Source organism: Ruegeria sp. CDSA193, from assembly GCF_059611885.1.
In genome coordinates this window covers 105,578-118,719 of record NZ_JBXWPN010000012.1, presented here as the reverse complement: position 1 = coordinate 118,719, position 13,142 = coordinate 105,578, and the positions used below count along the sequence as shown (strand labels likewise).

Sequence of the window (13,142 nt, the reverse complement as noted above, 5' to 3'; positions counted from 1 at the left end):
ACAATCGCATGCCTGCTGGCCAACACCCTGACCGCCGCATGCCGCGCAAACAAACTCCCAGAACCAGAAGGCCTGACTGTGTGACCCATAGCGGACAGTCGTGCATGTAGATTTTCAGGGCCGGGGTACTCCCCGGCCTAAAATTTGTTAATATGTAAACTAAGTGTGAGATTACGGGCATTGAATGTGCCTGTATTGGTGATAAACTTTCTATTCCAGCCGGTTACGTTGTAATATGGCAAGTCCCCGGTAGTATTGGCTGGACCCGGAGAGTTGTTGTCGAGTGTTTATGTTCACGAAACTGCGCCCAGTTTTCGCCGAAATAGTAGGGTACCGGTTGATTGCCGGGCTGGTTTTCCTTCTGCTATTGTCCTTCGTATTCCAACCATTTCAGGCCATCGAAGTAACCTTTCCTTGGCGCTTGGCCTTCTGGATCGGGGTGATGGGGCTGGCGCTAGGGGTGACCTGCGTCGCAAGAAGACTGTTGCGCAGGTTGTTCGCTGAGACCGAGTTTTCTGGGCGCGACCTTGTGCTGATATCTTTGGTTTTCGTCCTTTTCGTTCCAAGCCTTTGGTTGATGGTCTGGTTGCTGTTTTCGGCCAACGGGCTGCCGTGCCCGGATATGTTATCCGTAACATCTTATGGCGCCTTGCTGTCGGTCGGCTTGATCCTGGTGCGGCGTGAGGCATCGAAACCTCAATCCGAATATGCTGAAATTCCGCTGCCGCGCATGTACAAGCGGTTGCCGGGATCCTTTCAGGGTCGGGTCTATCGCCTGACGGTCCAAGACCACTATGTGGATGTGGTGACTTCTGAGGGCACGTTTACGATCCGGTCGCGTTTTACCGACGCCATAGAGGAAATGGAACCTATACCGGGCCATTGCACGCACCGATCGCATTGGGTTGTCGATGACGCCATTGCTGGGGTCGAACGTAAGGGTGGCAAGACCATGTTGCGCCTGAAGAACGACGAGCTTGTTCCGGTCAGCAGGAAATACCGTCCGTTCCTAGAAGAAGATGGCCTGATCTGAGACGCCCTATCTGGGCATTGGGATCATTTGCGGGACTTTCCCTGTCAAGATCGCCATTGCCTGATCGCTCATCAAGGCGTCCAGAACGTGATCCGAGCTAAAGAGCCCACCAGTATAAGTCCCATAGGCAGGCAGGATCAGACGCGCCTGATCCATCAGGAAGGCGGGGCGGGTGATGGAACGACCGCGAACCCGCACGCGCGCCTTGGGGTGGTAGTGTCCCGAAACCTCAGCCTTGCCCTTGGGTTGCGCAATATGACGAAAGACCAGAGGGTCAACCGCATATTCGGCCAGATGGCTTCCGCCCAGATCTACCGGGCCGGGGTCATGGTTTCCTTCGATCCAGACCCAGCGGCGACCGGCCTGCATCGCCGTAATCTGCAGCCTGTCGGGCACACTCAAGGCGTTTAGGGCATCAAGATCATCAAAACTATCCCCAAGGCAAATAACGATGTCAGGCTGCGTGAGCTCGATATCTGCGGCCAATCGGGCCAGGGTGTCCTGGCTGTCATAGGGGGGTAATGTCGTGCCGCCCCGGCGCGCCAAACGCTCGGATTTACCCAGATGCAGATCGGACACGCAAAGCACGCTTTTGTCGGGCCACCAAATGGCACCAGACCCAAGCGCCAGCAGATTTTGCCCGGCTAAACAGATCGAAACTTCGTTCATGTTACGTTCTTTGCGACGTTCCGCCACCGCGCGCAAGAGGCTTTAGCAGGATTTCAGCCCAGCCTCTTGCAATAGGCGCGCGCTTTCTTCCGCCAGCAGGCGTTCTTCAGCAGCACCTTTGACGGGTACCTTGCCAACCTCAAGAAACAGTGGTGCAGCCAGAGGTGAAACCCGATCCAATCGCATCAGATCTATACGTCCCCCGATCCGCTCGATCAGTGCCTCGATCCGCCCGAAATCGACGAGACCGCGCATGGCCTCTTCTCGGGTGATCTGCATTAACAGGTGATCGGGATCGTATTTCAGCAAAGTATCGTAGAGGATATCTGAGGAAAACGTGGCCTGCCGACCACTTTTGCGCTGACCGGCCATGCTCCGTTCGATCAGCCCTGCAATCGTGGCCGAGGCACGAAAGGTGCGCTTCATTACGGCATTGCCCGCCAGCCAGGTTTCCAAGCCGTTGCGCAGCTCGTCGGGCTGAAATAGCGGACGCGGGTCTATCACCGCGTCCAACCCCCAGATCAAGGTTGCATAGTCGGTGGCAACAAAGCCCAGCGGTGCCAGGCCGGTTTCCTCCATTCGTTTGGTCAGCAACAGCCCCAGTGTCTGCTGCGCATTGCGACCCGCAAAACCGTAGACACACAGGTTTTCGCGCCCATCGTTGGGGAAACTTTCGATCAGTAACCTGTCACGTTGAGGCAGGCGCGAGATATCGCGCTGCAACGCCAGCCAATCCGCGGTATGCGCGGGTAACTGGGGCCAATCGGGCTGTGCAAACAGCCGCAGGATACGGTCGCTCAGCTGCGTCGAGGTCGCAAATTTGGTGCCTGAAAACGTTGCGATCTTGGGCTTCTTATCCGCTCGGCGGCTGACTTCGACCGTCATCTCGCGCAATCCCTCATAGCGCACGATCTGGCCGCCGATCAGAAAGGTATCTCCGTGGGTCAGCGAGGCAGCAAAGGCTTCTTCGACCTCTCCCAGAGGTTTGCCCCCTCGATTGCGTTTCAGGCGGACTTTCAACGTATCGGTGTCCTGAATCGTGCCAAGGTTCATGCGGATACGCTGCGCAGCACGGGGGTCACGTAGCTGCCATTGACCATCTGGCCGTAGCTGCAGCCTTTGCCACCGATCATAGGCGCGCAGCGCATAGCCCCCGGTTGCACAAAAGTCCAAACAGGCGTCGAACTCTGCTCGGGTCAACCCGGCATAGGGGCCCGCTGCGGTCATTTGCCGGAACAGGTCATCGGCCAAGAATGGCCCGGATGCTGCGGCAATCAGGATATGTTGACACAACACATCGCGTGGACCTGCGCCGCGGGGATCACCGTCCAGATCATGAGCTTTCACAGCCTCAAGTGCCGCTATGCATTCCACAACTTCGAAGCGGTTTGCGGGCACTAACAATGCTTTGGAGGGGGCGTTGTATCTGTGATTTGCGCGCCCGATGCGCTGAACCAGCCTTTTGACGTTTTTGGGCGCCCCGATCTGAATGACCAGGTCGACATCGCCCCAATCAATACCAAGATCCAGACTGCCTGTGCAGACGATTGCGCGCAGCTCACCGCGAACCATTGCGGCCTCGACACGTTCGCGTTGCTGCCTGTCCAGACTGCCGTGATGAATGCCAATCGGCAGCCCGTCTTCGTTGGCAAGCCAGAGGTTGTGAAAGAAAATCTCGGCCTGTGCGCGGGTGTTGTGAAAGATAAGCGTCGTCTTATGCTTCCGGATCTGGTCCAGAACGGCAGGGATGGAATAGGCCGCTCCACCGCCCGACCACGGAGGCATTTCCGGCGTTTCCAACATTTGGATATCGGGGTCAGGCCCAGGATCGGCCTCAACGATCCGGCAGGGATCAGGGTGACGTGCCAGAAATCGGGCAATCGCATTGGGGTCTTCGACCGTTGCAGACAGGCCCACCCTGCGCAGGTCCGGGCAGAGCCCCTGCAGACGGGCCAGCGCCAGCATCAGCTGGTCGCCACGCTTGCTCTCGGCCAGGGCGTGGATTTCATCGACAACCACCCGTTGCACGCCCTGAAACATCCGCCCGGCGTCTTCGTAAGAGGTCAGCAGGGCCAGGCTTTCAGGTGTGGTCAAAAGGATCTGCGGTGGGTCAACCCGCTGACGCTTTTTCTGTGTGGCTGAGGTATCTCCGGTGCGGTCCTCAATCCGGACGGCCAGGCCCATTTCCTCGGCTGGGCCACGCAGGTTTCGCCGGATATCTGCCGCCAGCGCCTTGAGTGGGGAGACGTAGATTGTATGCAGGCCATCATGGTCCCGCTTTGCCAGATCGGCCAGCGTGGGCAGAAATCCGGCCATTGTCTTGCCCCCGCCGGTGGGGGCTATCAGCAACGTCGCCGGTTCAAGGGCCCGGTCGTACATGTCCTGCTGATGCGGGTGGATGGACCAACCTTTGTCTTCAAACCAGTCAGTAATCCGGGCGGGAATCTGCGTCATAAAGGCAGATTACCCGGCCCGTCAGCGAAATGGCATTAGGTTATTTGACGATTTTCTCATCTTTGACGAACATGTTGGCCCAAGCGCGTTCAATTAGATCGGGGCTCATCTGATAGGGGATGCCCTCGAATTCGCAGATCGAGATCATCTGATCAATCAGGAATATCGGCTGATAGTTCGCATAGATGTTGTCGATGGTCGGGTATTTGACCTTTAGCAGATGGACCAATGCGGCCTCGTCCAGAGGCATCCCGCGTTTGCGGGCCACCATGGCAAAGATTTTCAGGAAGTTCTCTTGGTTCGGACCGTCAATCTTGATCTTGAAGAAGATCCGGCGCAAAGCGGCTTGGTCAAAGATCTCGTTGGGGTGAAAGTTGGTCGAAAAGATGACCAGCGTGTCAAAGGGCACTTCGAATTTTTCACCCGATTGCAGGCCAAGGATATCCTTGTTCTCTTCCAGTGGAACAATCCAGCGGTTGATCAGGGCCTGAGGTGGTTCCTGCTGACGGCCAAGGTCGTCAACGATAAAGATGCCGCCCGTCGATTTCAGCTGCAGCGGGGCCTGATAGGTCCGCGCCGTAGGGTTATAAACCAGATCGAGCATGCTGAGTGACAGTTCACCGCCAGTCACAACAGTTGGTCTTTCACATTGGACATAGCGCGAATCAAACCGCTTGCGGCGGCGCAAGCTATTGGGATCATCTGCTTCTTGTTCGATGGCTGTGTGTACAATCGGGTCATACACCGTGATCACCTGACCAGCGTATTCGATGGCATATGGGACATAGACATTGTCGCCCAAAGCATCCCGAATACCGTTCGAGATAGAGGATTTACCATTACCCGGAGGTCCATACATCAGGATTGATCGGCCTGCACTGACCGCGGGTCCAAGGTGGTCCAGCAGGCTGTCAGGTAGAACCAGATGGCCCATTGCCCCGGTCAACTGGTCGCGGGAAACCTGGATATTCCGGATCGACTGGCGTTTTACCTGCTCGCGGTACACATCCAACGGGACGGGCATGGCGCCGAAATATTCGGACTGGCTCAGCGCATCCAATGCACGCGCTTTGCCCGCATCGGTCAGTTGATACCCCATCTCATTGCCGCTGTTGGCGTTCAAAGTACCGGTTGCTTCCAGCAGCTTTTGTTCGCGGGCAAGGTCGATCAATTCCTGTGTGACAGAACCCGGCAAGCAGATCGCTTGGGCAACTTCGGAAACTGTATCTACGGTTTTACGAAAGATAGTTTTCAGCAGGATATCCCGCATCATAACAATAGGAAGCTGCATATCGCCCAACCCCTTTGGGGTAGGGGGGGCCATTACCGAGGTTGTCTGCATATTCATGAGCGTTGCCCGTCTAATTCAGTATTCACGCCAATAGCCCTGAAAAGGGCCCTTTGACGAAAATTTGGCCGGGCTTTGTGTCAGTTCCAAGGCGGGGACAAGGCGGACTGATGATAGTTTACGAGCCGTAAACAGTTCCAAGTATCAGGTAGATGGCCAGGGTTGCACCAAGCGCGAAACCCATTGGAAATTGTTTGTCCCGACGCCAGCTTTCCCAATCTGGGGCAATAGCTCTGAGGGCGGTATGTTTGGCCAATCGATGCGTGACAAAGGCCGCCAAGGTGGTCGACATCAGGATCAACAATACCAATGTGAAATCGCCCATCCAAACAAAGGCTGAGGCCGCGGCTATGAACTTTGCGTCTCCGGCTCCCATAATGCCGGCTGCGTTGAGCAGAATGCCGATGACCAGCATTACAACTATATGTAACAGCTGCCACAAATAGGGTGGGAGGGACACAGAAAACGGGCCGGTAATCCAACCATCCGACCAGGGCGGCAGGACAAACAAACCGATGACCGCAAATACCGAAGCCAGTGCTACTACGGCGTGATTCTTGATGAGCATGTCACGCAGGTCGGTGAAGGCCACGTAATAGCAGATCGGCAGTACGAACGGCAAAAACCAGGCCGCAGCACCCGCTGGAATATGCATGTATCAGGCTTCCTCAAGCGCGCGCAGGGATCGAACGGCTTCGTCGTAATGTTGCGGATGGGTGGCGATCGCTTCGCGGAACAGGTTCTTGGCCGTCGCCACATCACCGCGTTTCACCGCCGAGATGGCCATTGTGTTCAACAACATCGCGCGTTCGACCTGAGACATGGGAACGACAGGCATGCTGTAATTGCCCTGTGCAGCCCGGGCGAGGACCAGATTGTTCTTTGCCGTGAATAGAGAGTTATCCTGTCGAATGGCCTCGGTGAATAACCGTTCGGCTTCGTCGTACTGGCCGCGCGTCAGCTTGGAGTATCCCCAGTTGTTCATCACACCACCGGGGCGGGTCGTCAGACCCACGGCGGTTTCATAGAAATGATCCGCGCGTTTCCAGTCTTTTTGCGAATCCGCGACGACGGCTTCCAGGCGGTAGCGTTTGAAAGATTCAAAAGTCGGCGGGATCGAATCCAATGTCGATTTGGCCTGTGACCAGTTCCCGGAACGTACCAGAGAATCTGCGTATTCGACCTTGTCTACATTGGTCGCACCGCTCATCGTGGTGACTTTTTTCCAGGCGGCGGTTGCCTCGGTCGTCCGTTTAGCGCGCGCCAGTGAAATCGCCAGCCCACGTTGCAGGTCTATACGACCCGGGTTCTTGGCGGCGGCACCCTGGAAATAGGTAACGGCTTCGTTTGGGTCGGCGGCCGACAGAAGAACGTCGTTCAGGTTGGTTTCGTCAATGACGTTCACTTCCTGAAATGTACGCTCGACCTTTTCTTCTTCGGACTCTTTTTCACAGGCTGAGAGGATCAGCCCGCAGATTGCGATAGACGGAATCAAGAATTGTTGGCGCATTTTTGCGTCCCTTACTGCTCTTGCCTATGTTACGGGAGCTTGCGCAGCATGAATTGCCCGTCGCCTTGCTGCTCCAGTGTGTATTCTTGTTCTTGAGGGGTATTATTATCAGTATTTTCCATTTTTGCGAGAGCTAACCGCAGATTGTCCCGGATTGCGTCACTTTCGCCATTATCGAGAGCATAGGCCCGGCGAAAGACCTGAGCGGCCTCGGGATATTCTCCGATTTCCATCAGCAACACACCCAGATTGTTCCAGGCGACAGACCATTCGGGGTCATCTTCAACCGCACGGCGCAGCAGTGTTTCCGCCTGTCCTAGCCTCCGAAGGCCCAGATTTGCCGTCCCCATCGAGGTCAGGATCTGCGTTGTCATTCCCTGATTGAGCGCTGCGCGGATAAAGGCATCCAACGCAAGCTCGTATTCACCCGAAGCCATCAGCCGGTTGCCGACTGCAATCTGATCCTCGGCCGGGGCTTTACGATCAATGCCAGGTGCATCCAGATCCCCAGAGGACCCCGTTTCCGTGCAAGAAGCCACCGTGGCAAGAACCACGGTGGCCTGTAACACGCGGCGTATCCCCGTTTGGATGCACCTGGGTTTCAATTTCATAGGCTATTAGCCTCCGCCGAATTCAGCGATGCCTTTGGCCGAGGGTCCAACCAGAATGACCAGCAACGGTGGCACCGTCAGCATCATAGTGGCGAGTGTCATTTTGGTTGGCAACTTGTTAGCGGCCTCTTCGGCGCGCATCACGCGCTTATCTCGCATCTCGCCGGCGTAAACCCGCAAGGCTTCGGCGATGGATGTACCGAATGTTGCCGATTGGATCATCACCGTCACAAATGAGTTAACATCCTGAACGCCACAGCGCGTACCAAAATCGCGAAGAACCGTATCCTTGTCCTTACCGGCCTTCAATTCGTGGGCGACGACTTCAAATTCAAGCGAAATCTCAGGGTAGGAGGCTTTCATTTCGCGTGCGACGCGAACGATGGCCTGGTCCAGCGACTGGCCAGCCTCGACACAGACCAGCATCAGGTCAAGAGTATCGGGGAAGCCTGCGGTGATCGCTTCTTGCCGTTCTGCGACCCTTCGGGTGATCCAATAGCGCGGCAGAAAATACCCGGCGGCCGAAGGGACAAGAACTCGTATTATCATCTGCTGCGCGGTAAATTCCTGACCATCGGAAAGGACAGTGACCAGCAAAACACCAATCACAATTCCGATGATGCCCAAGGAAAATTGAGCGAAGTGGAAAAACCGAACTGCGTCCTTTGACTGGTACCCCGCCTGCCGCAGTTTCAGCTGCATGGCAGACAGTTCTTCCTTATTCTGTGGCTCAAGGAAGTTGGCAAATTTCTCAAGCTGCTCGTTTCGCCCGCTGGTTCTGAGCTTGTCCTTTTTGACCTTCTTATCCTGTCGAGGGGCTGCATTAGAACGCTGCAGTTTCTTCAGGGGATCTTCTGGCTGGCTCAGGATCAAGGGGACGGTGATCAAGATCATGAACAGTCCAAGTACACCAACCACGATCAGTGGACCGAAGGGGCCAAGGAGCTCGGTTAGAAAGTCGTTTATTCGGGTCAGGATTTCCATGGTGGTGTCCTCAGACCTTGATGTCGGTTAGAATGCGCATGACGATCAGGTTCAGTGTCAGCATGATGCCGACAAAGAAACAGGCAGGAATGAACCATGGGTGATCCATTACTTCGTCATAGTACCCGGGGTCGTTCACCAAAATGAATCCCAGGCAGAACAGTGGAAATCCAGATAGGAATTTTCCTGACCATTTTGCCTCAGCTGTGATGGCGTTGACGCGCCGGAAAAGTCGAAAACGGGCCCGGATCACCTTGGCCAGACCGGCCAGAATTTCGGCCAGGTTACCACCGGATTGCTGTTGGATGCCGACGGCCACTGCCAAAAACCGTAGATCCTGCATATCCAGTCGTTGTGCCAGATCTTTGAGAGATTCACCGACGTCACGGCCATAGGCACATTCATCAGCGATAACCCCGAATTCAGTGGCGAGTGGATCCTGGACTTCATTTGCGACGATTTGAATGGTGGACACAAAAGGGTTCCCGACGCGAAGCGACCGAACCATCAATTCCACAGCATCTGGCAACTGTTCTTCCAGCATTGCCATACGCTTTTTGGCCTTGTTGTTTACCCACGCATAGACACCGCCAACACCGATTGCGACCGAAATAGCGGCCCGCATTATGGTTTCCGTTCCCGTTGCAATACTGAGCCCCATAAAGGCAAAGCCTGTCACCAACACCATAATCAGGATCAACTGACGGGGTGTGAAGGCGATGGCGGCCTTCTGAGCCTTGTCCGCCAACAGGGAATAGAGCGGAATGCTCTGGGACTTCATATGCTGCTGCATTTCCTTGCGCAGCTGTTCCAGAACTTGTTCGCGCCCGACGCCTTTATCCAGCATGTCCAGACGGCGGTTCACGCGGCTGTTCAGACTGATGGATTTTCCGAAGGCAACCAGATAGATTCCTTCCACCAACGCAAGTACGCCTACGAAGATCGCGACGTAGATCAGTGCCTCCATAGGCAGTTGCATTTCAAGATCTCCTACATAGTCGTTGGTTCGTAAATCGAAGGGGGCAGATCATAACCCCACAGACGGAAGCGTTCGGAGTAGTGGCTGCGAACGCCTGTCGCGGTAAAATGGCCAATGATCTTGTTGTCGGGTGTTAATCCAACGCGTTGAAAACGAAAAATTTCCTGCATGGAAATCACATCGCCTTCCATACCAGTGATTTCGGTGATCGAAGTCATGCGCCGCGAGCCGTCCTGCAGGCGGCTTGCCTGAACGATCAGGTTCACAGCACTGGAGATCTGGCTACGGACGGCCTTGATCGGCATTTCGATCCCGGCCATCGCGATCATGTTTTCAAGACGCGAAATCCCGTCTCGGGCCGAGTTCGCGTGGATCGTTGTCATCGAGCCATCATGGCCAGTGTTCATGGCCTGTAGCATGTCGATAACTTCCGAGCCCCGTGTCTCACCCACGATGATACGGTCGGGACGCATACGAAGGGCGTTTTTCAGACAGTCGCGGGGGCTGACTTCACCCTTACCTTCGACGTTGGGCGGGCGGCTTTCCATCCGGCCAACATGAGACTGTTGCAGCTGGAGTTCCGCTGTATCCTCGATGGTCAGAATACGCTCGGCGTCGTCGATAAAGCTGGACAAAGCGTTTAGCGTGGTTGTTTTACCGGAACCGGTACCGCCCGAAACGATCACATTCAGGCGTGTAGATACAGCAGCCTGCAGATAGGCGGCCATTTCTTCGGTGAAGGCACCAAAATTCACCAGGTCATCAATGGCCAGCTTATCTTTTTTGAACTTACGAATGGATACCAGCGAGCCGTCAACGGCAATCGGTGGCACCATGGCGTTGAAACGCGAGCCATCCGCCAGACGGGCGTCCACATAGGGGTTGGATTCGTCAACACGGCGGCCCACGGCGGATACGATCTTGTCGATGATCCGCATCAGGTGCTTTTCGTCTTTAAATGTAACGTCGCTAATTTCTAGCTTACCGAACCGTTCAACGAAAATTTGCTGCGGGCCGTTGACCAGAATATCGCTGACAGAGTCGTCCTGAAGCAAGGTCTCGAGAGGGCCAAGACCGGTTACTTCGTCATACAGTTCTTTGTTCAGCTGCTGCCGGTCGTCGCGGTTCAGAACGATGTTGCGGGATTCCAGAACCTCACTGGCAATCGCACTGATTTCCGAGCGCAGCTCGGATTCTCCAGCTTTCTCAAGGGCCGCTAGGTTCAGGTTTTCAAGAAGCTCGCGGTGGAGTTCGATCTTGATTTCGCCCAGACGCTCTTTGCGCTTGCGTTCCTTGTCCGCCCCTACAACCTCGGCCGCCTTTTTGGGGGTGGGTCGCCGGGCAACTGCAGTAGCGGTTGATGCTTGCTCCGCTGCAGGTGCAGGTGTGGCCTCGGGCGATTTAGCCGGTGCCTGGACCGGTTGTGCTTCTGGTTTTTTATATCTTGAAAACACGGCGGCTCTCCCTGTGGGATTGTGTTATGCGGCTTCGGCACTACTGCTGCCCAGGCTGTGCAGCGACTTCGCAAGCTTTGCGATTTCCTTGCGCAGTGGGTTCTTGGCCGCAGCGTTGGCCAATGGCAGACCGTGATCACCGCTTTGCATCACCGGTTTGCCGCCATCCGGCAGTTGAAGATCAATAGAGATACCCAGGCTTTCACCCATGCGCTTGACCCGGCCCTTACCATTCAGATCGGTAAATTTCGGGGCGCGATTGAGAGCGAAACGCAACTTATTGAAGGGTAGTTCCTCGGCCTGTAAAGCGCGCTTGAGGCGCAATGCGTTCTGAGCCGATCGCATGTCCAGTTCTATCAGGGCAAAGTAAACATGGGCGGCCTGCAGTACAGTTTCCGACCAGTGAACCAATGTCGTTGGCATGTCGACGATCACATAATCGAAGTGTTTTCGCGCCTTTTCGATCACCCGTTCGATATCTTCTTGCGTAATCAGATCCAAAGGCACCATATCCGACGGCGCGGTTAGCACCTGCAGCTTGTCCTCATAGGACTGAAGCGCCTGGTTGAAGACGTCATCATCCATTGCCGCCGTATCAGACAGCATCTCGAATACAGTTTCTCGACGGGGAAGATCCAGATAGGTCGAAACCGTTCCGTATTGCAGGTCCAGGTCAATCAAACAAACCGAAGGGGCCTCTTTGTCAGAGACCGTTGCCAGTTCCCAAGCTAGGTTGACGGCCATAGTCGTCGACCCGACCCCACCGGCAAGTCCCTGAATCACAAACAAAGCACCCTCTTTAGAGTCGCCAGCTGCACGTGCGGCATCTGATCCGGGGGCAACGGCGACGGGTTCGGGTTTGTTCATCCGGTCGATTGCTTCTTGCAATTCACCTTCTGGAAGAGGGTAGGGGACGAATTCGTCCGCGCCCTTGCGCAACAACTGATGCAGCGAAGCCGGGGTCACGTCCTCGGCGATCAGAACTATTTTGATATTTTTGTCTTTTGCCTGTGTGATGATTTCACCCATCAGTGACAGGTTGTCTTCATCCTCGCCATCAATGGCCAACGCGACAAATTGCAGTGAATTCGCCTCGGGTTGGTTGAAAAATGTCAGGGCTTCGGCAAAGCCGAGATCGCCCCAACGCTCACCCAAAGCGCCTTCCATATCTTCTATAAGCAGATCGAAATTCTGGACATCACGACTGATCGTGCAGGCCAGAATTGCGGTCTCTTCGTTTTGCGGCGTGGCGCTTGTCATTAACACAATCCTCGTCGAAGGGTAGGCGAACCATCCTGGCCCAGAGGACAGGATTGGCTTGCTGTCACCCTATTGCGGCCATTTTCGGACGCAGGTCACCCAATTGTTGAAAATGTGGCTTGGAACTTAGGCAAGAATTAGGCGCAAAAGAACCAATTGTAGGGAATTGGGCGACGATGCCGCCCAATCACAGTTTATTGTTCGCTTGTATCGCCAATAGCGGTTTCGCGGCGCAGCTGGGATTCATAAACCGCGCTTTCCACGTACTCACGATTGACGATAGCGGCGTATTTGCCATCGAGTAGCTGGGGTGCACGATCAACGAAGCCTGATACTTCGGTCACGGTGCGCCTGTTGCGACGGTCTCGATCCGGCGTAGCCACGAGAGGTCGAGACTTACCGAATGAAACAACCGCCTCCAACCGCGAGCGAGAGATACCCTGCCGCGTAAGGAACGCAACAGCCGCATTCGCGCGCCGCTGGCCCAGGCTTTGGTTATATGCCGTTGATCCAACAGCATCCGTATGGCCATAGACCCGGAACCGTGCCTCGGGGAACTGTTTGATCCAGTTCGCCTGACGCAAGAGTACTCGCTGAGCTGTTTCGTCCAGTTGAGCGCTGTTGAAATCAAAGTTGATCTGGGTCGGCACTTCGGCTGCGAACCGTTGGCCCAGGATCTGGGCATATGTCAGTTCGCCATTCATTACTTGAATGTTGTTCAGTGTCGCATTCCCGAACGCGCCTTGATCGGCTTCGTATCCGGCCTCACGCGTACATGCGGCGACAGCGACCGAAAGACCCAGTGTGATGATCCACTTCTGCATTGGTCCTATCCTCCTA

At 55.3% G+C, this 13,142-nt stretch carries 12 protein-coding genes; 1 reads left to right on the top strand and 11 read right to left on the bottom strand.

The window, feature by feature from the left end:
* Positions 1 to 289 precede the first annotated feature (289 nt).
* Entirely contained in the window at positions 290 to 1,033 is a 744-nt protein-coding gene (locus AC2FLG_RS19610; RefSeq protein WP_496692901.1) for a LytTR family DNA-binding domain-containing protein, read from the top strand.
* A 6-nt stretch (positions 1,034 to 1,039) separates the two neighbouring features.
* On the opposite strand, the gene pdeM is transcribed toward AC2FLG_RS19610, so the two are convergent.
* From pdeM to AC2FLG_RS19555, 11 genes are all read right to left on the bottom strand, one after another.
* Positions 1,040 to 1,702, bottom strand: a complete 663-nt coding sequence (pdeM, locus tag AC2FLG_RS19605; protein ID WP_496707633.1) for a ligase-associated DNA damage response endonuclease PdeM — start codon at positions 1,700 to 1,702, stop codon at positions 1,040 to 1,042.
* Positions 1,703 to 1,744: 42 nt separating this feature from the next.
* On the bottom strand, positions 1,745 to 4,156 hold the full coding sequence (locus tag AC2FLG_RS19600; protein ID WP_496707631.1) for a ligase-associated DNA damage response DEXH box helicase: 2,412 nt from the start codon (positions 4,154 to 4,156) through the stop codon (positions 1,745 to 1,747).
* Between the two features lie 40 nt (positions 4,157 to 4,196).
* Positions 4,197 to 5,504, bottom strand: a complete 1,308-nt coding sequence (locus tag AC2FLG_RS19595; RefSeq protein ID WP_142637954.1) for a DUF8689 domain-containing protein — start codon at positions 5,502 to 5,504, stop codon at positions 4,197 to 4,199.
* A 118-nt stretch (positions 5,505 to 5,622) separates the two neighbouring features.
* Entirely contained in the window at positions 5,623 to 6,159 is a 537-nt protein-coding gene (locus AC2FLG_RS19590; protein WP_142637956.1) for a prepilin peptidase, read from the bottom strand.
* Between the two features lie 3 nt (positions 6,160 to 6,162).
* Positions 6,163 to 7,014 (bottom strand): tetratricopeptide repeat protein, encoded by an 852-nt coding sequence (locus AC2FLG_RS19585; protein ID WP_496707630.1) that lies wholly within the window; start codon positions 7,012 to 7,014, stop codon positions 6,163 to 6,165.
* Between the two features lie 29 nt (positions 7,015 to 7,043).
* Positions 7,044 to 7,625: a tetratricopeptide repeat protein gene (locus AC2FLG_RS19580; RefSeq protein WP_185956705.1), complete on the bottom strand. Its 582-nt coding sequence runs from the start codon at positions 7,623 to 7,625 to the stop codon at positions 7,044 to 7,046.
* Between the two features lie 6 nt (positions 7,626 to 7,631).
* A complete protein-coding gene (locus tag AC2FLG_RS19575; RefSeq protein ID WP_282022131.1) occupies positions 7,632 to 8,609 on the bottom strand; it encodes a type II secretion system F family protein in 978 nt (325 codons plus the stop codon).
* Positions 8,610 to 8,619: 10 nt separating this feature from the next.
* On the bottom strand, positions 8,620 to 9,588 hold the full coding sequence (locus AC2FLG_RS19570) for a type II secretion system F family protein (protein WP_142637962.1): 969 nt from the start codon (positions 9,586 to 9,588) through the stop codon (positions 8,620 to 8,622).
* A gap of 11 nt (positions 9,589 to 9,599) precedes the next feature.
* Positions 9,600 to 11,042: a TadA family conjugal transfer-associated ATPase gene (locus tag AC2FLG_RS19565; protein ID WP_282022130.1), complete on the bottom strand. Its 1,443-nt coding sequence runs from the start codon at positions 11,040 to 11,042 to the stop codon at positions 9,600 to 9,602.
* Positions 11,043 to 11,066: 24 nt separating this feature from the next.
* The gene (locus AC2FLG_RS19560) at positions 11,067 to 12,302 is read right to left on the bottom strand and encodes a CpaE/TadZ family protein (protein WP_281973278.1); all 1,236 of its coding nucleotides are present in this window, start codon (positions 12,300 to 12,302) and stop codon (positions 11,067 to 11,069) included.
* A gap of 194 nt (positions 12,303 to 12,496) precedes the next feature.
* Positions 12,497 to 13,126 (bottom strand): OmpA family protein, encoded by a 630-nt coding sequence (locus AC2FLG_RS19555; protein WP_282027744.1) that lies wholly within the window; start codon positions 13,124 to 13,126, stop codon positions 12,497 to 12,499.
* Between the last annotated feature and the right edge of the window lie 16 nt (positions 13,127 to 13,142).